Source organism: Parvibaculum sp. MBR-TMA-1.3b-4.2, assembly GCF_053628815.1.
In genome coordinates, this window is record NZ_JBRJHC010000001.1 from 578155 (window position 1) to 603733 (window position 25579).

General features: G+C 62.7%; 17 protein-coding genes. 9 read left to right on the forward strand and 8 right to left on the reverse strand.

Features of this window, described 5'->3' with window-relative positions:
• Positions 1-100 precede the first annotated feature (100 nt).
• Positions 101-757 (forward strand): alpha/beta hydrolase, encoded by a 657-nt coding sequence (locus ACSSVQ_RS03040; protein ID WP_454180772.1) that lies wholly within the window; start codon positions 101-103, stop codon positions 755-757.
• Positions 758-785: 28 nt separating this feature from the next.
• On the opposite strand, the gene ACSSVQ_RS03045 is transcribed toward ACSSVQ_RS03040, so the two are convergent.
• Positions 786-1907 carry an anhydro-N-acetylmuramic acid kinase gene (locus ACSSVQ_RS03045; RefSeq protein WP_454180773.1) on the reverse strand — a complete coding sequence of 374 codons (1122 nt, stop codon included), beginning with the start codon at positions 1905-1907 and terminating at the stop codon, positions 786-788.
• A gap of 97 nt (positions 1908-2004) precedes the next feature.
• Here ACSSVQ_RS03045 and tyrS point away from each other — a divergent pair, with 97 nt between their 5' ends.
• Positions 2005-3261 carry a tyrosine--tRNA ligase gene (gene tyrS / locus ACSSVQ_RS03050; RefSeq protein WP_454180774.1) on the forward strand — a complete coding sequence of 419 codons (1257 nt, stop codon included), beginning with the start codon at positions 2005-2007 and terminating at the stop codon, positions 3259-3261.
• 15 nt (positions 3262-3276) lie between these two features.
• On the opposite strand, the gene ACSSVQ_RS03055 is transcribed toward tyrS, so the two are convergent.
• The 3 genes from ACSSVQ_RS03055 to ACSSVQ_RS03065 form a co-directional block, all read right to left on the reverse strand.
• Entirely contained in the window at positions 3277-3675 is a 399-nt protein-coding gene (locus ACSSVQ_RS03055; protein ID WP_454180775.1) for a hypothetical protein, read from the reverse strand.
• A 177-nt stretch (positions 3676-3852) separates the two neighbouring features.
• Entirely contained in the window at positions 3853-4986 is a 1134-nt protein-coding gene (locus tag ACSSVQ_RS03060) for a ferritin-like domain-containing protein (protein WP_454180776.1), read from the reverse strand.
• Between the two features lie 101 nt (positions 4987-5087).
• On the reverse strand, positions 5088-8570 hold the full coding sequence (locus tag ACSSVQ_RS03065; RefSeq protein ID WP_454180777.1) for a YhdP family protein: 3483 nt from the start codon (positions 8568-8570) through the stop codon (positions 5088-5090).
• 234 nt (positions 8571-8804) lie between these two features.
• Between ACSSVQ_RS03065 and bcp the strand changes: the two genes are divergently transcribed.
• From bcp to ACSSVQ_RS03085, 4 genes are all read left to right on the forward strand, one after another.
• Positions 8805-9440, forward strand: a complete 636-nt coding sequence (gene bcp / locus ACSSVQ_RS03070; protein ID WP_454180778.1) for a thioredoxin-dependent thiol peroxidase — start codon at positions 8805-8807, stop codon at positions 9438-9440.
• A gap of 5 nt (positions 9441-9445) precedes the next feature.
• Positions 9446-10282, forward strand: coding sequence for a ferritin-like domain-containing protein (locus tag ACSSVQ_RS03075; RefSeq protein ID WP_454180779.1), 837 nt, complete (start codon positions 9446-9448; stop codon positions 10280-10282).
• Positions 10283-10433: 151 nt separating this feature from the next.
• Positions 10434-11804 carry a M23 family metallopeptidase gene (locus tag ACSSVQ_RS03080; RefSeq protein WP_454180780.1) on the forward strand — a complete coding sequence of 457 codons (1371 nt, stop codon included), beginning with the start codon at positions 10434-10436 and terminating at the stop codon, positions 11802-11804.
• Positions 11782-12393 (forward strand): bactofilin family protein, encoded by a 612-nt coding sequence (locus tag ACSSVQ_RS03085; protein ID WP_454180781.1) that lies wholly within the window; start codon positions 11782-11784, stop codon positions 12391-12393. The genes ACSSVQ_RS03080 and ACSSVQ_RS03085 overlap by 23 nt, the downstream gene beginning before the upstream one ends.
• A gap of 124 nt (positions 12394-12517) precedes the next feature.
• Here the strand turns inward: ACSSVQ_RS03085 and prfB are convergent.
• The 3 genes from prfB to ACSSVQ_RS03100 form a co-directional block, all read right to left on the reverse strand.
• Positions 12518-13646, reverse strand: a protein-coding gene (gene prfB / locus ACSSVQ_RS03090) for a peptide chain release factor 2 (RefSeq protein ID WP_454180782.1) whose coding sequence is annotated in 2 segments (ribosomal slippage) — positions 12518-13576 and positions 13578-13646 — 1128 coding nt in all. Because the reading frame shifts where the segments join, the coding sequence is not laid out codon by codon here.
• Between the two features lie 72 nt (positions 13647-13718).
• Positions 13719-16238, reverse strand: a complete 2520-nt coding sequence (locus ACSSVQ_RS03095) for a penicillin-binding protein 1A (RefSeq protein WP_454180783.1) — start codon at positions 16236-16238, stop codon at positions 13719-13721.
• Positions 16239-16382: 144 nt separating this feature from the next.
• Complete coding sequence (locus ACSSVQ_RS03100; protein WP_454180784.1) at positions 16383-17855, reverse strand: N-acetylmuramoyl-L-alanine amidase; 1473 nt, start codon at positions 17853-17855, stop codon at positions 16383-16385.
• A 973-nt stretch (positions 17856-18828) separates the two neighbouring features.
• Between ACSSVQ_RS03100 and ACSSVQ_RS03105 the strand changes: the two genes are divergently transcribed.
• Positions 18829-21552, forward strand: coding sequence for an Rne/Rng family ribonuclease (locus ACSSVQ_RS03105; protein ID WP_454180785.1), 2724 nt, complete (start codon positions 18829-18831; stop codon positions 21550-21552).
• Positions 21553-21634: 82 nt separating this feature from the next.
• Here the strand turns inward: ACSSVQ_RS03105 and ACSSVQ_RS03110 are convergent, their stop codons facing one another.
• Complete coding sequence (locus tag ACSSVQ_RS03110; protein ID WP_454180786.1) at positions 21635-23158, reverse strand: gamma-glutamyltransferase; 1524 nt, start codon at positions 23156-23158, stop codon at positions 21635-21637.
• 230 nt (positions 23159-23388) lie between these two features.
• Between ACSSVQ_RS03110 and ACSSVQ_RS03115 the strand changes: the two genes are divergently transcribed.
• Together ACSSVQ_RS03115 and ACSSVQ_RS03120 are read left to right on the forward strand one after the other, a co-directional pair.
• Complete coding sequence (locus ACSSVQ_RS03115; RefSeq protein WP_454180787.1) at positions 23389-24765, forward strand: M48 family metalloprotease; 1377 nt, start codon at positions 23389-23391, stop codon at positions 24763-24765.
• A 36-nt stretch (positions 24766-24801) separates the two neighbouring features.
• Positions 24802-25578, forward strand: coding sequence for a DsbA family protein (locus ACSSVQ_RS03120; protein WP_454180788.1), 777 nt, complete (start codon positions 24802-24804; stop codon positions 25576-25578).
• The last annotated feature ends 1 nt before the right edge of the window (position 25579 follow it).

Genomic DNA, 25579 nt, shown 5'->3' on the forward strand with positions numbered 1-25579 from the left:
ACCGATTTTTCCAGAGGAAACAGGCGTAAAAGCCGAAAATAATTCCCAGACACAGCATCGGGAATTGCCCTCTCCCAGCATTAATGCCGAGAAAGCACACATGCCTGAAGTGATTTTCAACGGTCCCGCCGGCCGTATCGAAGGCCGTTACCATCACAACAAGACGCCGAATGCGCCCGTCGCGCTGGTCCTGCACCCGCATCCGCAGTTCGGCGGTACGATGAACAATTCAGTGACGCTGGCGCTTTTCCAGACCTTCCTGGAGCGCGGCTTTTCGGTCATGCGCTTCAATTTCCGGGGTGTGGGCCGCTCCCAGGGCACGTTCGACTCGGGCATTGGCGAGCTTTCGGACGCCGCCTCGGCGCTGGACTGGCTGCAAGCGCAAAACCCGGATGCCGGCCAGTGCTGGATCGGCGGCTTCTCCTTCGGCGCCTGGATCGCCATGCAGGTGCTGATGCGCCGCCCGGAAATCGAGGGGTTCATCTCCGTTGCGCCGCAGGCCAACATGTACGACTTCTCGTTCCTGGCGCCCTGCCCCTCATCGGGCCTGATCCTCAATGGCGGGGCCGACCAGGTCGCGCCGCAGGCCGATGTGCAAAAGCTCGTCGAGCGTCTCAAGACGCAGAAGGGCATCACGATCGAGCATCAGACGATCGACAGCGCCAACCATTTCTTCGAGAAGCATCTGAACGAACTGGTAGATGTTGTCGGCGGTTATCTCGACAAGCGTCTCGCCCAGGAGCCCGAAAAGGGCTGACCCCTCTCCAAGGCATCTTTTTACCGGCTCAGGCCAGAGCCCTGCCGGCGCGGTGCAGTTTTCCGCCCGTCATGGGCTCGGGCACGCCCGTCGTGCCGGGCTCGCTCAGGGGCAGACCGCGCAGGGACCTGACCGCCAGATAGGCGAAGGCCTCCGCCTCGATATTGTCGCCCTCCCAGTCCACATCCTCCGCCCGGACGACGCGCGAGGGGATCCGCGCGCGCAGCTCCTCCATCAAGACGGGGTTATGGCGCCCGCCGCCGCAGATGATGAAATTGCGCGGCAGCTCGGGCATATGCAGGAGCGAACGCGAGATCGCCGCCGCCGTGAAGGCCGTCAGCGTGGCCGCCCCGTCGGCGGGCGAGAGATGGGCGACCGCCTCGTCGGTAAAGTCGAACCGGTCCAGCGATTTGGGCGGACGGCGCAGGAAGAAGGGATGGTCCATCATCTGCGCCAGCACCTGCTCGTCGACATCGCCGAGACGCGCCAGCTCGCCATTGGCGTCCATCGGCTCGTTCAGATGGCGCTGCGCCCAGTCGTCGACCAGCGCATTGCCGGGGCCGGTATCGAAGGCGATCAGCGTCCCGTCCTCGCCGATGAAGGTCACATTGCCGACGCCGCCGATATTGACGACGGCGACCGTGCCCGGAAGCCCCATATTGCGCACCAGCGCCCGGTGATAGAGCGGCACGAAGGGCGCGCCCTGCCCGCCCGCGGCCACATCCGCGCTCCGAAAGTCGTTGATGACATCGATGCCGGCAAGGCTCGCCAGAACCTCGCCCAGGCCGATCTGGACGGTCCGCCGCCTTTCGGGCTGGTGCAGCACCGTCTGGCCGTGAAAGCCGATCAGGTCCACCTCATGCGAGGCAAGACCGGCCTTTTCGAGCAGGGCCTTCACCGCCTTGGCGTGGACGAATGTCAGATGGCGTTCGGCCTCCGCGATCACCTCCGGCATGGGCTTATCCGGCTCCCAGCTCATCGCCTCTTCAAGCGCCATACGCAGCAAAAGCCGCTCTTCGCGTGTATAGGGGGTGGACATGGCGGCGCCGCGCTTCAGCAGGCCCTCGCCATCCGTTTCCAGCAGGGCGGCGTCCACGCCGTCCAGGGAAGTACCACTCATCAGGCCTATGGCACGGATTGCACGGGGCATCTTCTTCTCACGTCCGTTTTGCGTCTCGTGAAACCATGCTACATGACCACGGCTCCCGCAGCACCCTATCCGACACGAGAACCGATCGAGCCCGACAATGACAGCCTACAAGTCCGATTTCCTGCGCATCCTCTCGGAGCGCGGTTTCATCCATCAGCTTTCCGACGAGGCCGCCCTCGACGAGGCGGCCATGGAGAAGGCTGTGGCGGGCTATATCGGCTTCGATGCGACGGCGAAAAGCCTTCATGTCGGCAGCCTCGTCCAGATCATGATGCTGCGCTGGCTCCAGAAGACCGGGCACAAGCCGATCACCCTGATGGGCGGCGGCACGACCCGCATCGGCGATCCGAGCTTTCGCGACGATGCGCGCCCGCTCCTGACCGATGAGCAGATCGACGACAATCTGAACGGCATCAAGCAGGTCTTCGCCAAGTTCCTTACCTTTGGCGACGGGCCGACCGATGCCGTCATGGTCAATAATCGCGACTGGCTGGACGAACTGAAATATATCGATTTCCTGCGCGACTATGGCCGTCACTTCTCGGTCAATCGCATGCTCAGCTTCGACAGCGTGAAGATCCGGCTGGACCGTGAGCAAAATCTGTCCTTCCTCGAATTCAACTACATGATCCTTCAGGCCTACGACTTCGTGGAACTGAAGCGGAATTATGACTGTACGCTGCAGATGGGCGGCTCCGACCAGTGGGGCAATATCGTCAACGGCATCGAGCTCGCCCGCCGCGTGGACGGGGCGCATCTCTACGGCCTGACGAGCCCGCTCCTGACGACGGCCTCGGGCGCGAAGATGGGCAAGAGCGCGGACGGCGCCGTCTGGCTCAATGCGGAGATGCGCAGCCCCTATGATTACTGGCAGTACTGGCGAAACACGGAAGATGCCGATGTGGGCCGCTTCCTCAAGCTCTTCACGGAAATGCCGCTGGACGAGATTGCCAGGCTCGAAAAACTCGAGGGCGCGGAGCTGAACGAGGCGAAGAAGATCCTCGCCACGGAAGCGACCGCCATGTGTCATGGCCGCGACGAAGCGGAGAAAGCCGCGGAAGCCGCCCGCGTCGCCTTCGAGATGGGCGCGACGAGCGCCGACATGCCGACGGTGGAAATTGCCTCTGCCGATCTCGATGCCGGGATCGGCGTGCTGAGCGCTTTCGTGACGGCGGGGCTGTGCAGCTCCAATGGCGATGCGCGGCGCCAGATCAAAGGCGGCGGCGCGCGCGTCAACGATGCTCAGGTGACGGATGAAAAGACGTCTCTCACGAAGGAGAGCCTGACCACGGACGGCGTGATCAAGCTCTCCATTGGCAAAAAGAAGCATGTACTCCTCAAGCCCGCAGGCTAAGGAGCACCGGCCTCTTTAGCGGCTCCCTCGCCCGGCGCCGCTGCCATTGCCGCCACCCATGGCGGAACCGGACCCCATACCGCCACCGGCATAGTCGGCAGAAAGGCCGCCGCCGGCGTTTTCGGAGGGCGTCATCAGAAAGGCGACATCATCCTCGAAGGAGGAGCCGCCATCGGTATCGATCGTGTCGGGCCTGCTCTGGGTGATTTCGAAGTCGGCATCGCCGCCTTCTACCGTCTCGCCCTGGAACTTGCTCATGTCGCCGTCTTCGGCGACCGTATCGAAGCGATCATTGTGCACACCCTGCGGGTCGAGCGCCGTGCCCTCACCCCAGAGGCTGTTGTGGTCGGCCATGGCCGCGCCCGCAAAACCGCTCACTCCCAGTGCAATTGCCGCAGCAAACAGTGTCTTCATTTCTATCGACTCCTGATTACGCCTCTCCCAAGCCAGAGCGAAACATCCGTTCCAGCTGCCCTGCGTGAATCAGTAGCAATATATAAGATATTTCTAATATGATTTAGATCATACGGGAATGCAGAAAGCGGGGGAAATTCACTCCCCCGCTTTCCATAAGCTAACGAATGCCCATAACTACTCGGCGGCGCTGCCGGTCAGGGCGAAAACGGCATTGCCTCCGCCGGCCCCGTTCAAATCCTGCAGATATTTGATGCCCTCTTCGGCGATGTCGTCGCCGACCATGCGGTCGCCTTCGCCATAGAGTTCCTGCATATCCACATAGGCCGCATATTTGGGCGCCGTGCGCTCGGTGATGATCCCGGCCTTCAACAGCGTCTTGATCAGAACACGGAACACATTGGTCGATTCCTGCAGGTCGGCGCGCATATTGCGATCCGTCAGCGCTTCGGCCAACGCACCCTGCACCCAACGCCAGTCCAGACCGAGCCGCTCGTAGATTTCCTTCTTCTGCTCGGGGCCCGAGGAATTGCGCATCAGCGTCATGAAGACTTCAAGCGCCCAGTCCTCGATCAGCTCGCGTTCGGATTCCGGCAGGCGCGGCACGGTGCGGTCCGCCCATATCTTGCCGAATTTGTGGTGGAAGGCCTCGTCTGTCATGACAAGCTGCATGAGGCGGCGCAGCAGCGGATCGTTGGTCTTGGCATAGAAGGTCGCGAACGTGCCCATGGCGAGCCCTTCCACGATCATCTGCATGCCGACGAGTTTTTTCCAGACGAGCGGCGACGCCACGATCTCGGTGAGGAGCTGTTCGAGCACCACGCCGCAGGCGGTCGGCTTGCCCCAGCGGGCCTGAATGTATTTCGCAAAGCCCGTCACATGGCGCGCTTCCTCGCGCGTCTGATTGGCGGCGTATTCCTGCGCGCCCGGGTCCTTCAGGATGTGGCAAAGGCTAGCGGAGAGCGCCAGCGCGCCCTGCTCCCCATGCAGAATGGAGGACATGGTCCAGCGCACATTCTCGTTCACCAGATAGATTTTCTGTTTCTCGTCCAGCTTGTCGGATACGGCCGTCTTCAGTTCCATGTTGAAGTCGGACGGCATCAGCAATTCGCGTTCGAGATCGAAGGGCTGTCCGTAATCGATATATTTCTCGTCCAGCGGATCCCAGAAATGATCGTGCGTAGCGGAAATGATCTTATCGAAGGCGGTGGACCTTGCGCCGTAGCGATCGACATCCATCATTGCCGGAAAGTCTTCCGGTGCGACCGCCTCATAGGCGGAATCCACCGTCATCTTTTCATTGCTGCTCATCTTCTTACTCCTCCCAGAGCGATATCTCCCTGAGACAGAGAATAGCATTTGCGGAGCCGGACTACGCAATAGCCAATTTCATCATTCTGTGAGGTGGAAAATCAGGGTGTGACGGGCGCAGGCGCCTTTTCGGCGGGTTTTTCCGCCGTATCGGGCGCGGGTGCTTCCGACTGGCCGGTTTCGGCCTTCTCTTTCTTGTCGGGGACCTGGCTGCCGAATTCAAAGAGGCGACGCAAGAATCCCGGCGCCACGACCGAAAGCGGGTTCACCAGAACGTCGGGATTATCGGCAGACCCGCGAATGCGATAGGTGAAGCCGAAGATCCCCTCCCCCTTGCGGCCCACGATCAGCGGACCGAGCAACGGCACTTCGCCCAGAATGGAATTGATCGTATAGGCGGGCACGAGCGTTCCTTCCAGGCTCAGCACATTATCCGCCATCTCCACGGTGCCGGATGCCGTGATGCCGATTGCCGGGCCCGAGGCGCGCGCGTCGTCGACCTTCACCTGGGATCCATCCAGGACGAAAGGCATTTCCATGCGCTTGAAGAAAATCCCTTCGCCCGCCAGCGTGTCCCGGATACCGGTGAGAGACCCCACCGTCAGGAGGTTCGCCAGCACCGGCGCGTTGACGATACGAAATTTGTCCATCGTCACACGCCCCACCAGCGACGGCGAGATTTTGTCGTCCAGAAAGACGCCTTCCGCCATCAACTCGCCGCCCGAGACACTTTCGGTAATCCCCAGCACACCGATCAAGGCGCCGGCACCCAACGCATCCAGGCGTAACCGCCGTTTGCCCTCCGCATCGATTTTCACGCTGCCCGAGATCTTCTTGCCGTCCGGATCGGTCGCGCTCAAATCCGCGAGATATAGCCGCCCATCTACAAAGGTGAGATCCGCGGCAGGAGCTTTCAGCAGCAAATCGCCCTCGCCTCTCAACTCCGCCAGCCGGGCGACGACCCGGATGCGCCGCGCCGCATCCTTCGCCGCCTCGCGGATCGGCAGTTCCGGCTTTGCGTCCTTGCTGTCTTCTTCACCGGCGCCGGCGCCCAAAAGGCCGGTACTGTCGATGCTCCTGCCCGTGATATCGATGCGCAGATCGGAAGCGGTTCCCTTGCTCGTGCGGAGCATGAAGTCGTTTTTCGGCCCGAGCTTCACCACGGGCAGATCGGCCGCCCGCAACTCACCTTCCGCACCCAGCGTCAATGACCCGCGCAGGTCGATCCGGTCGCCCTTCATGTCCAGACCGGCAATCCGGTATCCGCCGTCGTCAAGCAAGGTGATGTCCGCGCTGACGGTTGCCGCCCGGCCGGGCTTCTTCGTCCAGCCCAGCACAGGTGCGCGCACGGTGCTTTTCGTGACATCGGCGGCGACGCTTACATCCTTGACGGACTTGCCATTGCCGGAAAGCGACGCATCGATGTTCATCGGTCCGGATATGACATTGCCCAGCGAAAGATCGAGCGCCTTGCGCCCCGCATCGTCCAGCACACCGATGAGACGATATTGGGAAGACGGCCCCTTGCCGCGTGTGAAGCGTTCCTTCCACTGAAGGTCGAAAGGGCCTGCCCCGTTGAGCGACACCTTACCGGTGGCTGACATACCGCTGCGCGTCACATCGATGGAGAGCGCACCGCCGGTGACGGAAATATCCGGCTGGATGTTCGGGATCGCGATATTGGCCGCCTGCGCCTTGCCGGAGAAATCGACGTCGTCGAACGTCACTTCCTTGACGAGCGGCAGGACAATATGACCGTTGATGCGTCCCGTCCCCGCTACCTTCATCGGGTCGAGGCCGAACTTCCCGATGAGGTTGAGCGGGTCGTGGTCCAGCAGGCCGAGCAGGTCGCTGGTCTTCCCGGCCACCGTAAAATCGATGACGCCCGGCTTTTTCTTGTTGTCCAGCTCATGCTTGATGAAGTGGCCCTCGCGAAGCGCCACGTCGCGTGCTTCATCCAGCTGAATCGTGCCGCTGTCGATCCATGCCTCGAATGTGTCGCCGGTAAGCTTTGCGTGGCCGGACACATCGCCGACGGGCGGCATGCCGTCGATATAATTGACGTCGGTACCGTCCATCCGGAAGGTGAAGTTCACCGCCTCCTCGGGCAGCGGCGTACCGTCATCCAATCGGGCCAGCATTCCGTCGGGAATATTCACGGCATATTGCCCGTCGAAAACGCGCCCGCCCTGCATGTTCTCCACCACCCATTCCCGGGCGCCGTCGGCTACCGGCAGCGGCCAGACATCGAGCAGTTCGGGAAGGGTCAGATCGTCCAGCGTACCTTTCAGGTCGAGCACGGGCGAGGTTTCGCCCATTGCCAAATTCCCCGACATGGTAATTTTGCCGCTTCCCGTATCGACGGCGAGACGGTCGACTTTCGCGGCCAGGGTTTCCAGGTCGAACTGGCCCCGCAGCACCATGGTGCTCGCCTCGACGGGGCCCTCGAAGAAGCCCGGCACTTCGGTGCGGAAGCCGGTGACCTTGAGGTCGAGGCCCAGTTCGGACGGGCTGAACCCGTTGAGATTGCCGTAGGTGAGCGTGCCCGCCGCGTCGGCGCTGTGAGGCCCGGCGCGCAGCGAGAGGGTCTTGAGCGCGATCTCGTGCCTGTCGCCGTCGAGGGTCAATTCCGCATGCGCCATTTCAAGCGGCAGCGAGGCGTCCCACGGTTCGGGCAGATCGATCCGTCCCTCACCCGCATCGATGGCGAGCTTGGCGGCCTCGATCCGTCCATCCCGGAAAATTTTCAGATCCCCGTTGAGCCCCAGCGGCGCATCGAAAATGCGATAGGCATCGAAAGCGGGCGACATCTGCGCCAGACGGGCGGGGTTGAGATTGTCGAGCCGGGCCGCGACCGTCGCCACTTGCGCGTCCGGCGGCAAGGTGCCGTTCAATTCGAGATGCGCGGTGGTATCGCCGACCTTGAGGTCCGTTCTCAGTGCGCCGGCAAGCGCCTGCCCGTTGCGGGCGACATACATATTCGCATTGGGCGCCACGAACTCGACGCCGTTCACCTTATCGACGAAATGCATCGTGCCCTGCCGGACGCCGACCCGACGCAGATGGCTGAGGAACGGCAGCTGCGGATCGTCGCCCGCCAGCGACGCCATGAGCATGGCAAAGAGGCCCGCGGACTGCCCTTCCTGTGTTTCCGGCTCTTCGAGTCCCTTGTCGGACAGGCCCAGCGTGATGCCGCTGGCGTTGCGGATGATGGCGAATTCGACGCCGTAGAGACGGATCGTCGTCGGTGCAACCGTGCCGACCAGCAGCGCCGGGACGCTGAGGCGGAAGGAGAGCTGCGGTACGCGGGCGATCACATTGCCTTGCGCGCCTTTCAGCTCCACATCGACCAGACGAAGCGAAAGACGCCGGTCCTCGGCCGACCAGGCGATGACCGTATCCTTCAGCGACAGCTCGCCGCCGTTCAGCGACGGGTTCACCGCATCGACGATGGTCTGGTTGAGGAGAGAAACCGGTACCGGCCCGGTGCTGAGGCGCCAGGCGAAAACCGCCAGCAGAACCGCCGCGGCGGCGACGGCCACGCCCACGACTTCCAAAAGAATTTTACTGGTACGGCGGATCAAGACAGGCTCTTCGGAAGAAAACACAATCGGGGTAATTCAAGACATCAAAAATACGGCGAAAGCGAGTCCCGTCGGGACAGAAATCCCCGTATCCGCCTGCGGGCCAGATCGACGCAATGCATGCGGGCTCTGGCTTCGCGAGGCAGCAAATGCATATTAGGGATCATTCGGAAGATCAGAGTTAATAACCCGCTTTCCGATGGAGGCGGGCCAACGGGGTAACGAGAGGTCGAAATGGCGACAACACCGGGCAAGAGCGCATCGAAACCGAAGGCAAAGGCCGGCACGGGCACCAGGAAGGCGTCTGGAGTATCTACGACAAAAACGGGCAGCGCAGCCAAATCCGGCGCCCCGGCGGCGAAAAAAACCGCGCCCTCCAAGGCTGCGGCAAAAGCGGCCGAAAGCCCCTTCCCGCCCGAAGGCAAGAAGGCCCCTGCCTTCTCGCTGCCCGCGGACGATGGCAGCACGGTCAAGCTCAAGGATCTCGCGGGTCAGAAGGTCGTGATCTATTTCTATCCGAAAGACAACACGCCGGGCTGCACGACCGAGGCCATCGCCTTTTCGGCTCTCAAGAAGCAGTTCGACAAGGCCGGGACCGTGGTTCTGGGCGTCTCCAAGGACAGCATTCAGAAACACTGTAATTTCCGCGACAAGCACGATCTGACGGTGCGTCTCATCTCCGACGAGGACGGCACGATGATCGACGCCTATGGCGCGTGGCAGGAGAAGAGCCTCTATGGCCGCAAATTCATGGGGATCGTCCGCAGCACGCTGCTTCTCGATGAAAAGGGCGTGGTGCGCCGGGTCTGGCCGAAAGTGAAGGTCAAAGGCCATGCGGAAGAGGTTCTCGAGGCGGCCAAGGCGCTCTGACCCCGATGACGATCCGCGACTTCCCTTCACTGGTCCATGCGGCCTGCGCCGTCCTCGCGACCCGGGACGCTGATGCCAAGGCCGCGCTGGCGCGGGAGGCGGCTGCTGCCTGGAAAAGCGGCACACTGGCGCTTCTGCCCGCGCAAGGCGATGCGCCGACCCCGCCCCTCCGGCCCGGTCGGCCCGACGCTCCTCAATTGCTGCCGCCCGCGGAAATGCCGCGCAGAAGCTTCAAGGGCGAGCGGGGCCGGTTCGCCCTCCTGCACGCGGTCGCCCATATCGAGCTGAACGCCATCGACCTTGCTTTTGACATCGCGGCCCGGTTTGCCGGGCAGGATTTGCCGCGGGCCTTTTTCGACGACTGGGTGAGTGTCGGCGATGACGAGGCCCGGCATTTCGGCCTGCTTCAGGCCCGGCTGGCCGCTATGGGCGGTCGCTATGGAGACCTGCCGGCGCATGACGGGCTGTGGCAGGCGGCGGAAGAGACAAGGCACGACCTGATGGCCCGGCTGGCCGTGGTGCCAATGGTCCTTGAAGCGCGCGGCCTCGACGTCACGCCGGGCATGATCGACCGGCTGGAGGCGGCCCGGGACACTGAAAGCGCGGCGGCGCTTCGCGTCATTTATGAGGAAGAAAAGAGCCACGTCGCGGCGGGGTCGCGATGGTTCCGCCATCTCTGCGAAAAGGAAGGCCGGGAGCCGGAGGCGGTTTTCCATGAAACCGTCAGGCGACATTTCCGGGGCGACCTCAAACCGCCCTTCAACGATGCGGCGCGGCTGGAGGCGGGCATGCCCTCCTCCTTCTACGAACCGCTGGCCCAAATCCTGCGTGACGAAGCGTGAAATGAAAGATTCAACGAATTGCTACAAATCAACGCTCTATGAACGCCTGTTAACCATTAACATCAATACGAAACGCGGCTATGTTGAAATTCTGTCTCAAAATGGGTGAGATAGCCGCGAGCATCATGGGGGACTTGGGGCATTGAGGGGCATGCACCATCAGAATGTCGGCTGGTTCAGCCGCATCCTTACGTATTGGCGCCACCACTACACGGAACGCCAAGTCTATATTCGCAGCCATGGACAGGTTCAGTTCATGTCGCTGTCGCCGCTCACTCAAGCGGCATTCGCGGCCATCGCCTTCGTGTTCCTTGGCTGGGTGGCCTTTGCGTCGGTCAATGTGGTGTTCAAGGAACAGATCATCGCATCCAAGGACCAGCGCTACCGCAAGATGCAGGGTGCGTATGAAGAGCGCATGGCGCAGCTCCAATCCGCCTATGACGAGCTGAACGGTCAGCTTGTCATCTCCGAGGAGCGTTTCCTTGCAACGACCCGTCAGCTTGAAGAAAAACACAACCAGCTAGCCGCTCTGATGGCCGCTCGGCAGACCGCTTCCAACGAGCTGGACGTGATGCGCCAGCGCTACGCGGCGACGAGCAAGCCCCCCAGCGACAGCGACCGCGGCAATTCGCTTCTGATGCGCGCCGACCAGGCGTCGACCAAGACCACCGTTCTCAACACGACCACCCGCCCGCAGCAATCGGCGGAGCTGGAGGCGGTCGGCGGCCCGGCCCAGAGCGAGAGCGGCATCGACTTTTCCAGCCTGCTCCGCAGTTATCAGAATGAGACGGCGTCCCATATCGAGACCCGCCTGGACGCCCTCGCAGAGGCCCAGCAGTCCTTCATCAACACGGTCGAGGAAAAGACCGACCGCCGGGTTCGCGAACTCAAATCCATCATGCGCATGACCAAGGTCATCGATCCCGACACCTTCGTCGGGCGGAATTCTTCCGATGACGACGAGACAGGCCAAGGCGGTCCGTTCATCAGCCTGACCGGCAACGCGGATGGCGAAGGCGAAGGAAACACCTCCTTCAACCGCCAACTCTTCAGGGTTAGTCGGAACCTTAAGGAAGAGGCAAAACTCACTGAATCTATTTCCAGAATTCCTCTGGCATCACCGCTGACACACTATCGTATCACCAGCGATTTCGGGCCCCGTCGGGATCCGTTCAACGGTCGCATGGGGTTCCACCCGGGCCTCGATATGGCGTCGGCCTACGGGGCGCCGGTCTATGCACCGGGCGAAGGCGTTGTCACATTTGCCGGCTGGAAGAGCGGCTATGGTCGTTTTGTCGAAATCAGCATGGGGAACGGCTTCAGCACGCGGTACGGCCATCTGAGCCGCATCGACGTCAAAGCTGGCCAGAAAGTTGCATTCCGACAGGTCATAGGCAGGGTTGGGTCAACCGGCAGAAGTACCGGTCCTCATCTTCACTATGAGGTGAAGTATGACGGCATTGTCCGGGACCCGTTAAAGTTCATTGAGGCAGGGCAATATGTTTTCTCGAAGCAAGGATAAAGACGCCGCCGCCAGCAACGGCAGCGCAACACCGAGCATGGCGCCGACACCTGCGCCCTCTTCGTCCCGTCGTCCGTCGTCGGGCGTGCGAACCGCACCGTCCATCATTTCCAGCGACCTCGTCGTGCATGGCAATCTGACGGCGACCGGCGACATCCAGGTCGACGGTACGATCGAGGGCGATATTCGCAGCCAGTCGCTGACCATCGGCGAGAAGGCGTCCATCACGGGCGAGATCGTGGCCGAGGACATCGTCGTCCGGGGCCGGGTGCATGGCACCATTCGCGGTCGCCGTGTACAGCTCGCCTCCACCAGCCATGTGGAAGGCGACATCCTTCACGAAGCGCTGGCGGTTGAAACCGGCGCGTTCTTCGAAGGCGCCTGCCGTCATTCCGACGACCCGATCAGCCAGCCCGATGCGTCGTCGACGCCGCGCCCCGCGCCGCGCCCGGCCGAGGCCAGCCACATGTCCAGCAACGATACCGGATCGCGCCCGGCGGCGGCTTCCTCGTCCGCCGAAAAACCCGGCGAAAGCCCGGTCGTGGTCAAGGATGGCGGTGTTGTCGTGAAGCGCCCCGCGGCGCAGTAAACGATACGCTCCGGTCTACCGCGCCCCGCCCCCCTGCAAGGGCCGTAGACAGGAAGACTGAATCGAAAAGGCCTCGCCGGTTATCCCGGCGAGGCCTTTCTCGTTTGCGTCCGGCAATGCCCTATCAGGCAATATCCTCAACGGCCTCGTTCTGGCCCTCGATGCGGGCGGCAAGCGATGCGGCCATGAACTCGTCGAGATCGCCATCCAGAACGGCCTGCGGGTTGCCGCTTTCAACGCCCGTACGCAGATCCTTCACCATCTGATAGGGCTGCAACACATAAGAGCGGATCTGGTGACCCCAGCCGATATCGGTCTTGCTGTCGGCCTCGGACTGGGCCGCATCCTCGCGCTTTTGCAGCTCGGCCTCGTAGAGCCGGGCGCGGAGCATGTCCCAGGCGGTTGCGCGGTTCTTGTGCTGCGAGCGCTCGTTCTGGCAGGCGACGACGATGCCGGTCGGGATATGCGTGATGCGCACGGCGCTATCGGTCGTATTGATGTGCTGACCGCCCGCGCCGCTGGCCCGGTAGGTGTCGATGCGCACATCGCTCTCGCTCACCTCGATATCGATCTTATCGTCGATGACCGGATAGACCCAGACGCTGGAAAAGCTCGTATGGCGGCGCGCGGCGCTGTCATAGGGTGAAATGCGCACCAGCCGGTGAACACCGCTTTCGGTCTTCAGCCAGCCATAGGCATTGTGGCCCTTGATCTGGAGCGTGGCGGATTTGATGCCCGCCTCTTCGCCATCATGGCGCTCCATCAGCTCGACCTTGTAGCCCTTGCTCTCCGCCCAGCGCGTATACATGCGCAGAAGCATGGAAGCCCAGTCCTGGCTTTCCGTGCCGCCCGCGCCCGCATGGACTTCGAGAAAGGCATCGTTGGAATCGGCCTCGCCCGACAGCATGGTCTCGATCTGGGCGGCCTGAGCGTCGGCCAGCGCCGTCTTCAAAGCCTGCTCGGCCTCGCCCACGATGCTGTCGTCGTCTTCGGCCTCGCCGAGTTCGATCAGTTCCACATTGTCGGTAAGGGCGGCTTCGAGCGAGCGGTAGCGCTTGATCGATTCTTCCAGCCGGGTGCGCTCGCGCATCAGCTCCTGCGCACTGTCCGGGTCGTTCCAGAGATCGGGATCTTCGGCCTTCGCCGTCAGCTCGTCGAACCGTTTGAGGGCGTTATCCCAGTCAAAGATGCCTCCTCAGCAGTTCGAGCGACTGCTTGAGTTCGTCAATCGTGACCTGGGTTTCGGCGCGCATGGATTCTCGTCTCCGTTGAAGAGGGCCGGAAAATAGGCGTTGGGGCGGATGCTGTAAAGGCGTGGGAAGCGCCTAATAAAGACCGCCCGTCCCCGCGCCGACGGAACCGTCTCCATAGGAGCTGCCGGACGAGGCATCAGGTCCGGTATCGTCCTTGCGCTGTCCCAGCCCGCCGACGACATCCGGCTGCCCGTCATTGTCGTTACCGGCGGTCGGCGCGGTGCCGGTCTTGAAGGCTTCCAGCACGACATGCTTCGTGCCGGGACCGGCGAGCTTGCCGGTATCGCCATCGATCTTCACGAAGTTGATGCCGGGCGGAATGCGGAAGGGGATGGCCGGCTTGTTGGCCAGCGCGCGCTGCATGATGTCTGCAAAGATCGGCGCGGCCACGCGCCCGCCGGTTTCCGCACGGCCCATGGGAATGGGGTCGTCGAAACCGACATAGACGCCAACCACCAGATTGGGCGAATAGCCCATGAACCAGGCGTCGCGTTCCTCGCTCGTGGTACCGGTCTTGCCCGCCAGCGGCTTCTTGACCTTTCGGGCGGCGGACCCGGTGCCATGCTGGATAACGCCTTCCAGCAGCGAGGTGATCTGATAGGCCGTTTGCGGGTTTTCGACCTGGGGACGGTCGTCGGGCAGTTCGGGCGGCTGCAGGCCCGGCTCCCAAGGCTCGTCGCAATCGGGGCAAGCGCGCTTGTCATGCTTGTAGATGGTGCGGCCGCGGCGATCCTGCACACGGTCGATCAGCGTCGGCACGACCTTCTTGCCGCCATTGTCGAGAATGGCATAGGCCGACGTCATGTGAAGCAGCGTCGTGTCGCCCGCGCCCAGCGACATGGAGAGGACCGGCATCATGTTTTTCATGACGCCGAACTTCTCCGCATAGGCGGCGACCTTATCCATCCCCACATATTGAGCGAGGCGGACGGTCATCACGTTGCGCGAATGAACGAGGCCGTAGCGCAGGGTCGAAGGTCCGTGGAAATTATGTTCGTAGTTCTGCGGCTTCCAGAGTTCCTGCCCCGGCCCGGGATCGAGTACGAAGGGCGCGTCGAGAACCAGGCTCGCGGGCGTGAACCCGCTGTCGAGCGCAGCGGCATAGACGAAGGGCTTGAAGGAAGACCCCGGCTGGCGCATGGCCTGCACCGCGCGGTTGAACTCAGACAGGCCGTAGCTGAATCCGCCCTGCATGGCGAGGACGCGGCCCGTATGCGGGTCCATGGCGATGGCGGCGCCGTTCACCGCCGGCACCTGCCTCAGCGCATAATGGTCGGGCTTGGCGTCGCCGTCGATGGATTTGCCATTCTTGTCCACCGGTTCGACATAGACGACATCGCCCACTTCCAGCACATCGCCGGCCTTCTTCACCTCGGGGCCGAGATAGACCTTGTTGATCGTCTTGCGGGCCCATTTCATTTCGCTGAGCGGGATCGTGCCTTTCGGCGTTTCGTCGGCGAACTTGCCGCTGGGCAGCCTCTTCGGGCGGATTCCGATCTGTGCCTTGTCGGCTTCCACGCCGAGCACCACCGCAAGCGTCCAGGGCTTGAGATCGTCGGGAAGATCGATGCCGGTCAGCTCGTCGCGCCAGACCGCCCCCGCCTCCAGCTTTTTCAGCGGCCCGCGCCAGCCGTGACGCCGGTCATAGGCCTCGAGCCCCTTGCGCAATTCCTCGGTGACGATCTGCTGTAGACCGGTGTCGATGGTTGTGCGGACGGACAGGCCGCCCTTGAGCAGCTTGTCATTGCCATAGCGGTCCACCAGCTCGCGGCGGACCTGCTCCACGAAATAGCTGGCGTCGGCGATCTGCACGCCGGCGTCGCGCATATCGACGACGAGGTCGGTGGCCTGCGCTTCCTTTGCCACTTCCGGCGTGATGTAACCGTCTTCCTCCATGCGGCCGATCACCCAGTTGCGGCGGGCGACGGCGCGATCATGATGACGATAGGGATGGTAATTGGCGGGGCCCTTGGGCAGCGTCGCCAGATAAGCGGCTTCGGCGACGGTGAGGTCGTCGAGCGACTTGTCGAAATAGTTCAGCGCCGCCGCGGCCACGCCGTAGCTGCCCGCGCCCAGATAGATCTCGTTCAGATAGAGCTCGAGGATCTGGTCCTTGGTGTAGGCATGCTCCAGCTTGATGGCCAGAAGCGCTTCCTTGATCTTGCGGTCGAAGCTCACTTCATTCGTCAGCAGGAAGTTCTTCGTGACCTGCTGCGTGATGGTAGAGGCGCCGACCAGACGCCGCCCCCTGAAGACATTCAGGATGTTGTCGAACACGGCGCGCACGATGCCCTTGGCGTCGATCCCGCCATGCGAATAGAAGTTCTTGTCCTCGGCGCTGAGAAAGGCGTGGATCACGCGGCGCGGGATAACATCGATGGGCACATAAAGACGGCGCTGCTCGGCATATTCTCCGATCAGGCGGCCATCCGCGGCGTGAACGCGCGTGACCACGGGCGGCTCGTAATTCGCAAGCTTGGTGTAATCGGGCAGGTCCTGGTTCAGCCGCCAGACGACGTAACCGCCCGCCAGCAGCCCCACGAACATGAGCGTCAGGAAAAACGCCGATATAAACGCCAGAATTCTAACCATCGGGCTCCACGCCCCACCCTTGTTCGTCAGCCCGCCGGCAGATGGTCTCCATTCGGCGAGACGCCCTGCCCTCATGCTCTGCTAGATAGCAAATATGGCACCTGCATGGCAGCACTGAATGCCGCCATGGTGAACGCGCCGGTCTTATTCGGGCGCTTCTGCCAGTCTTTCACCGAAATAACGGTCCACGGCCTTCACAAAACTCCGCGATACTTTCTTGCGCCATGACGATGACGTTAATTCGCGTTCATCGCCGGAATTCGTCAGGAAGCCCAGTTCGACCAGCACGGAAGGCACATCGGGCGCTTTCAGCACGGCGAAGCCCGCGAAGCGATGGCTCTTCTGGAGCATATGGGTCTGTGCGCTCGCATAATCGACCAGCGAACGGGCAAAGCGGGACGAGAAATTCTTGGTCTCGCGCTGCGCAAGGTCGATCAGGATGCCCGTCACTTCCGGGGACTCTCCGCCAAGATCGACACCGGCGATGATGTCGGAGGCATTTTCCTTGCGGGCAAGCGCGGCGGCCTCCTTGTCCGAAGCTGTTTCGGACAGGGTATAGACCGACAGGCCGCGCACGCTGGGCTTGCTGATGGAATTGGCGTGGATCGATACAAAGAGGTCGGCTTTGTATTTCCGTGCAATCGCGACGCGCTGGCGCAATTTGATGAAGCGGTCGGTGCTGCGGGTCATGCGCACGTCATAGCGGCCCGTCGCCCGAAGCTGCCGCGCGAACTCTTTCGCGAAGGCCAGCACCACATCCTTTTCCTTCACGCCGGAACGGCCGATCGTGCCGGGGTCGACACCGCCATGACCGGGGTCGATGACGACGACGCGGCGGCCGATCACGCCTGCGACGGGCCGCTCGATCGGGACCATCGTGTCGGGCAAGTCGGCTGCCGCCTTATCCTCGGCGGGTTTGTTCTGCGCGACGAAGGTGGCCATATCGGTGGAGGCGATATCCAGCACGATACGGCGTCCGAACCCGGCCTGGGGTTCAAGCTCGAATTTGCGGTCCACGACCGCGGGGCCCGTCAGGTCGAGCACGATGCGCGAGCTGTCGGCACCGAAGCGGCCATAGCGGAAACCGGCCACGACCCCGACCGCCTGTTTGCCGGTGCCCTCGGGCAGCCTGAAATCCACATGCTGAAGGTCGATGACAAGACGATAGGGATTGGAAACGGTCGAGACCTCATAGGCGACCGGGGCGGTGCCGCTCAGTTCGAGGACGAAGCGGGTCTCCCTGCCGTGATCGCCAAGCCTTGCGTTGGTTATTGCGCCGACCGGGCCGGAGGATTTCTCGGGCGTCGAGACCGGTTGCGCGGCGGGCGACGCCTGGGACCCGGGAAGGGCCGCGTCCCGGGCCGGCATATCGCCCGGCTCCGCCTCGGCCTCTTTCAGCGCCCCCAGCACGAGATCTCTCAATTCGTCGCTGTCCATTTGCGGCGCGGCGGCCTGCGCATCGGGCGCGGCCAACGGCACCGGTTTCTCGGCGGAAGCCGGAACGGACGTGAAAATCTGGAGGGTAATGAACAGGATCGCAGACAGGATAAAGCGCAGGGCGGCGCGCAATTTGCGCCCTTCCGCCCCGTCAGGCCGGTTCGGCAGGCTCGAACTCATGATCGCTTCTGTCACAGGCGCAATCCCGATCCCATCCGGGTTATGCCGGATTCCTCGTCTTCCAGGGGGTGCATCTCGTCCCGGACGGAAGCCGGGCGGCACGCCGCATCGAAAGACGGCACAGGCCTCAATAGGGGTTTTTCGCAATGTGCGAAGCACCCTCGTCGAAAAGATTAAAGCAAGGATACTTCAAAATCGGTTAACACGTCCAAAATTAAAGGAATTTCAATGAACAAGGTGGTTAATAGCCCCTACCCGACGCCAGCTCGACTATTGGCGCCCCCTGAAAAGGCGTGCTTGCCAAATCGGACCGGCAAACGGTAAAAACAGCATATTGGCCGAGATGGATCCGCAGTCGCAGATTCGGTCGGCTTCCCCGAGGAATTCGGGCAGACAGTTTCGCGCAGCCAAGTATGGCCCAATCCCGCATCGCTTCAACGCATGCCGTTTTGCACCGCTTGGGTTGCTTCGTTTCAGCCTCGCCCGCATCCGTCATCGCCCATCCGGGCGCGACCGCTTGAATATGGCGGCAGGGCGCTTTCAAAGCGCATGGGGCCACACCGGCCCCCACCGCCGCAAAGATCTGCCAGACGGCAGCTTCGAGCGCACCCGGATTTCGGCCAGGACGGAAAAGCGCCGGCACCCCGGCGCGCCGCCGCAAGGCGCGAAATGGGTGCAAAGGAAGAGATGCTAAACGCGGTTACGGAGCGAATCGACGAGTTCGGCAGAAGCGCCCCAGAGACATGGGGCTGCCGCCCTGTCGCGCCGGTTTCCGGCACGCAGGCGCGCCGCGCACTCGCCCGCCACCGCGATTTTTACCGAGTAAATCACACCCAGCTTGCAGCTCCGTCACCGCGCCAGACAGGCGCCGGGCGGACGCATGCCCAAACATCAGGCGCCCTCGCGCCGCGTTTCCCCATAGCCAATTCGCTATCGGAAGCCGGCCTTCGAAGGCGCTGTGGAGAATTTCCATATGGGAAAGAAGATGCTTATCGATGCGGCCCACCCGGAAGAAACCCGGGTCGTGGTCGTAGCCGGCAATCGTGTCGATGAATTCGACTTTGAATCCGAAAGCAGGAAGCAACTCAGAGGAAACATTTATCTGGCCAAGGTGACGCGTGTGGAGCCCTCGCTCCAGGCGGCCTTTGTCGAATATGGCGGTAACCGCCACGGTTTCCTCGCTTTCAGCGAAATCCATCCCGACTATTACCAGATCCCGGTCGCCGATCGGGAAGCGCTGATCCGCCAGCAGGCCGACGAAGCCCGCCAGGCCGCGGCGGAAGAGGATGCCGAGGACGAAGCCCCGCGCAAGCGACGCGGCGCCAAAGCCGCAAAGCAGAAGAAGGCGGAGGAAACCGCGGAAGCGGTGGCGGACGACAACGAGGCCGAGGACGAGACCGGCTCCGAAGAAGGTCTGTCGGATTCCGAGGAAGACTACGTCGAGGAAGACACCGCCGAATATGGCGATGAGGAAGACGCCGTCATCGAGCTGGAAGAAGCCGATACGAACGGCAATGACGACACGGAAACCGTGCTGTCCGACGAGACCGTCGAGAGCATGGGCGACGAAGACGCGCTGGAAGAGGCCGAACCGCGCAAGAAGCGTTTCAACTACCGGTCCTACAAGATCCAGGAAGTCATCAAGCGCCGCCAGATCATTCTCGTGCAGGTGGTGAAGGAAGAGCGCGGCAATAAGGGCGCGGCGCTGACGACCTATCTGTCGCTCGCCGGACGTTATTGCGTACTCATGCCCAACACCGCGCGTGGCGGCGGCATCTCCCGCAAGATCACGCAAGCCACGGACCGCAAGAAGCTCAAATCCATCGCCGAGTCGCTGGATGTGCCGGAGGGCATGGGCCTTATCATCCGGACCGCGGGCGCCAAGCGCACCAAGGCGGAGATCAAGCGCGACTATGAATATCTGCTGCGCATGTGGGAAAGCGTCCGCGAACTCACCCTGCGCTCCAGCGCCCCCACCCTTGTCTATGAGGAAGGCAGCCTCATCAAACGGTCGATCCGCGACCTTTACGACAAGGATATCGACACCATCCAGATCGAGGGTGACGAGGGCTACAAGGAAGCCAAGAACTTCATGCGCATGCTCATGCCGAGCCATGCGAAGAACGTACAGCCCTACAAGGATCGCCAGCCGCTCTTCCAGCGTTTCCAGGTGGACCAGCAGCTCGATTCCATGCTGGACCCGGTGGTGACGCTGAAGTCCGGCGGGTATGTGGTCATCAACCCGACGGAAGCGCTCGTCTCCATCGACGTGAACTCGGGCCGCTCCACCAAGGAACGGAATATCGAGCAGACCGCGCTCAGGACCAATCTGGAAGCGGCGGAAGAAATTTCGCGCCAGATGCGTTTGCGCGACCTTGCCGGTCTCATCGTGATCGACTTCATCGACATGGATGAGAACCGCAACAACCGCGCCGTGGAACGCAAGCTGAAGGAATGCCTGAAGCATGACCGTGCGCGCATCCAGGTCGGCCGGATCAGCCATTTCGGCCTGATGGAAATGTCGCGCCAGCGCATGCGCTCCGGCGTGCTGGAAAGTTCCACCGTCACCTGCCCGCATTGTAAGGGCACGGGACTTATCCGCTCCGTGGAATCCATGGCGCTGCATGTGCTGCGTGCCGTGGAAGCCGAGGCGATCAAGGCCAAGGCGGAAGCCTTCACCGTGCGCGTACCGACGGAAGCCGCGATCTATATCCTCAACCAGAAGCGTGCGACGCTGCTCGACATCGAAGACCGCTACAACGTCTCCATCTATGTCGAAGGCGACGCGACCCTTTCCGGTTCCGAGCATGACGTGCAGGTCGCCGAGCCCCGCAAGCGGACGCGCACGCGCCCGGCCATGGGGGCGATCAACATCGAGAGCACCTATGCCGACGAGCCCGGCGAGGACGCAACAGCGGAAGCGGAAGAAGACCAGTCCGCGGACGATGAAGACGAACAGGCCGCCCGCGAGGATGAAGAAGACAGCGGACGCCGGAACGGCCGCCGCCGCCGTCGGCGTCGGAAGCCGCGCGACGATGCCTCCGCGTCTCCCGCCGAGGAGGCGTCCGCGCCTTCTGGCGATGAGGAGAGCGACGACCAGAAGGCCGATGCCGATAGCGACGCTGAGAGCAGCGACGAGGAAGGCAATGGCGAGGATGACGATCAGCCGCGCAAGCGCCGTCGTCGCGGCCGCCGCGGCGGACGCCGCAATCGCCGTCGCAGCGAGGAACAGGGCGATACGGAGCAGCAGGAAGGCGAGTCTTCCGGCGATGCCGTCGCCAGCGACGACAAGGATGCCGATGACGATAACGGCGATGAAGACAGCGCCGATAATGACGTCGACAATGACAATGACGGCGAGGAAGAAGAAATCCTTCTGTCCTATTCGCGCGACGAGGTTCACACCTCCGAGAAGGAAACCGACGAAGACGAAAACGATCTGACGCCGGAAGATTTCCAGGACGAGATCGAGACCGAGGACGAAGTCCCGGTTGATGTCTTCATGGAGGGCGAAGAAACCGTCGAAGAGCATTCCGACATGGAAGAGGAAAAGGCGGCGGAAAAGGCGGCGTCTTCCGAAGAGGAGCAGGAACCCGAAAAGGAACCCGTTACGGCAGATGCCGGTACGGGCGACGAGAGCGGCGATACCGACGAGCCGGACCGCCCTGCCCGTCGCGGCTGGTGGCAGCGCCGATAGGCAATTGCACGGATCGTTCCGTCACAAACGACAAAGGCCCGGCGTTTCCGCCGGGCCTTTTCTTTTGGTCTGCGAACGCCTGTCAGCCGCCGACGCCCACGGCGCTGACGCCCACACCGTCGCCTTTCGGATTGACGGCAAGCGAACAGCCGCCATCCGTCACGCCGGAGGGGCAGAAAACGGCGCTGGCCGGGGACGTCCGGGTGGCGGGCGTTGCGTCCAGTGCCTGAACCACGCTGTCCGTCGCCGTGCTGGCCTGTTGCGCGGCGTAGGCGATGGAGGCCGCGCCACGCGGCGCACCGGCTCCGGCACCCGAGAGATAGACCCGCTCGCCGTTGGCGCTCGTCACGATGAGCGGCATCAGGAAGGCCGATGCGAGACCTTGCGGATCGAGCGCGGGCGAGGCCGCGAGCGTCACGCCGGAGCTGCGCCCCGTGAGCGCCGACCCGAAGGCGCCGTTCATGGTCACGCCGCAGGCGACCGCGCCGCCCTTGCCGTCCACCGTCGCGAAAGCGGTCGAGCCGAAATCACGATCGATATCCGCCGGGACGCCGAGGCGCCGTGCCGTGGCATTCGCCGTGTCGAGCAGCGAGGACGGCGATGCGCCCTGCGTTGCCTTCCAGATCGCCTCGGCGAATTTGCCCGCGCCCAGGCTGCGCCCGGCCAGATAGGCCGTCGTGCTGCCCTCGGACACGCTTTGCGCCGGCATCGTCCCGGCACGATAGTCGCGCAAATCGTCCAGGGAGAGCTTGCCGCCGCCCGCCTTCGACGCGGCGACGAGATCGGCCGCCACCTGGCCCGCGTAAAAGCCGCTCACGCCCCGGCTGCGGATCAGCGCCAGCGTGGAGGCAAGATCGACCCGGTCGAAACTGTCGAGTTCGCGATAAACGCCGCCGCCGGGCTTCATGAAACCGTGCCGCAACCCGTCGGATCCGGAGATGGTCTGCGCATTGGCGGCGAGCTGTTTGGCAAAGGCGCGGGAAACAGGGACGCCAGTGGCTGCGAGGCGCTCGGCGGGCGCAACCACCGCGCTCCAGTCCAGGCTACCGAAACGGGCCTGAAGCAGGCCGAAACCGCGCACATTGCCCGGCACCGCGACCGCGCCACCTTCGCGCGGCCGGCGCGTGAGGAAGGACACGGTTTCCACCTTCTTGCTCTCGGCGTCGCGGACGAGGCAGACGCCGCCACCGCCGAGACCGGCGGATGCCGGATAGGTGACGGACAATGCGAAATAAAGGGCCGTGGCGGCATCGGCGGCGTTGCCGCCTTTTTCGAGAACCTCGCGCGCGGCGAGCGCGGCGCGGGGCTCGTCGGCGACGGCGGCGCCTGCGAAGGAAGAGGCGGAACTGTCCACTTCCGGACGGCGACCGGCCTCCCGCTCCGCCTTGCGGACCACACCATTGCTGCCGACCGTGACGCCCAGCGGCGCATCGGCGTCGGAGCCGCCCAGACCGAAATCGGAGCCGGAACAGGCCGTCAGCGACAAACCGACCAGAACCGCGGCGCCCAAGGCAGCGGGACGCCGCCAGGCCGGAACGGATCGCGCTTTGTTGCGCTGCGGTACGGCGATGCGCGCGCCGCTCTTCGGATCAAAGTTTGGCCTCATTCCCACGCTTTCTATCTTCCTGTTTATCTTTAGAAATTTGCGCCGGAATCGGCGCTCAGCTTCGTAGGCTAGTTACGTTGACGGTTCCGAGCCCTCCCCATAGGTTTCTAGGGAACCGGGGAGCGAAACGGGAGTCGCCAGAACATCGAGCGGCATCATGATAAGATTTGTCACGTTGGGCAAATGGCGAAAGCGTAATCCGGCGTACTGACCTGGGCAGGAAAAGAGAAATGGCATTCAGCCTGATGAAGAAACTTCCCGCAGCCGCGCGCATGACAGGCGCTGCCGTGCTGAGCGCTGCGCTCTGTTTCGCGCCGGTCTCGCAATCCTTTGCCCAGCAGCGTGGCATTTCTCTTATTCGCGACGCGGAGACCGAAGCGCTGATGAAACGCTTCTCCGCTCCCATCTGGCGTGCCGCCGGGATCGACGAGAATGCGGTGCAGATCCATCTGGTGAAGGATCAGGGGATCAATGCCTTCGTCGCGGGCGGTCAGCAATTGTTCCTCAATACCGGCCTCATCACCCAGTCCGACACGCCCGGCGAACTGATCGGCGTGATCGCGCATGAAGCCGGCCATATGGCGGGCGGGCATCTGGCGCGGACGCAGGATGCGCTGGGCAATCTGCAAATGCCGCTTATCGCCAGCATGCTGCTGGGCGTCGGCGCCATCGCCGCCGGACAGGCGGATGTCGGCGCCGCGGTACTGATGGGCAGTCAGCACATCGCCCAGCGCGGCGTCCTCGCCTATAGCCGCGAACAGGAATCGCGCGCGGACCAGGCGGGCGCGACTTTCCTGGAACGCGCGCATCTGTCCGGCGAGGGGATGCTCGAACTTTTCTCCAAGTTCCGCGATCAGGAAGTGCTGTCGGGGCGGAACCAGGATCCGTTCGTGCGCTCTCACCCCATTTCCGAAGATCGCCTCGCCTCATTGCGCGGCCGCGTTGAGTCTTCCCCCTATTTCGACAAGAAGGACAGCGCGAAGGATATTCACGACCTCAAGATGGTTCAGGCCAAGCTCACCGGCTTCCTCGAGCGGCCTTCCGTGACTTTCAACACATATCCGCCGTCCGACCAGAGCGACTATGCCCATTACGCCCGCGCCGTCGCCTATCACCAGCTCGGCAAAACGAACGAGGCGCTGAAAGAACTCGCGCCGGTTTTCAAGAACGAGCCCAAGAATCCCTATCTCTATGAATTGAAGGGACAGATCCTCTTCGAAAGCGGCAATATCGAACCCTCCATCGTCGCCTATCGCAAGGCGCTGGAACTCGATCCGCATGAGGCGCAGCTTCAGATGGCGCTGGGTCAGTCCATTCTCGCGCGCGATACGGTGCAGGCGGCGAAAGAAGCTTTGCCCTATCTGCAAGAGTCGACGCGCAATGTCAGCAACTACCCTTACGCCTATTACCAGCTCTCGCAGGCCTATGGAAAACTCAACAAGATCGGCCTCGCCGAGCTTGCGACCGCTCAGTATTACGACACGCTGGGCAATGCACGCGAGGCCACGCGCCATGCCCGCCGCGCCCAGAGGCATCTGAAAACCGGCACGCCCGACTGGCTGAAAGCGGAAGACATCGCTTCCCAGCAGGTCACGCCCCGCGGCTGATCCCATTCCATTTCCGCCTATCGAGGACACAAGTTCATGCGTTCAGTTCGTTCGCTTCTCCGCCTCCCCGTTCTTGCCGGCGTGGGCCTCGCGCTCGCCGTCACATCGGCCTTTGCTGCCGACAAGACCTTCACCGATGAACAGACAAGGGCCATCGAGGAGACCGTTCACAACTACCTTGTCACGCACCCGGAAGTGCTGATCGAGGCGATGCAGGCGCTCGACAAGAAGGAAGCCGCCGCCGCGCAGGCCCAGGCGCGCTCGGTGATCGAGAAGAACTCGGAAGTCCTCTTCCACGATCCCTCGACCTATGTGGCGGGCAATCCGAAGGGCAATGTGTCGATCGTGGAGTTCTTCGACTATCAATGCGGCTATTGCCGGGCGAATTTCGAGCCGCTGCGCGAGGCGGTGAAGCAGGACGGCAATGTCCGCTTCGTGCTCAAGGAATGGCCGGTGCTGGGCCCCGCCTCCCGGTTCGCCGCCAAGGCGGCCATGGCGGCCCGCCAGCAGGGCAAATATCTGGAATTCCACAATGCGCTGTTCGGCCTCAAGGGCGGGCTCACCGATGAGCGCGTTTTCGACACGGCGGCCAAGGTCGGTCTGGATGTGACGAAACTCCAGAAGGACATGGAAGACCCCGCCATCGAAAAGGCGCTCACGCGCAATGACTCGCTTGCCCGGGCGCTGGGCTTCGAGGGTACGCCGAGCTTCGTCATCGGCAAGGATGCCTATAAGGGCCTCCTGCACCCCGACGAGATCGGTGAATATGTCGCGAAGGCGCGCGACGAGTGCGGCCAGACGACATCCTGCTAGC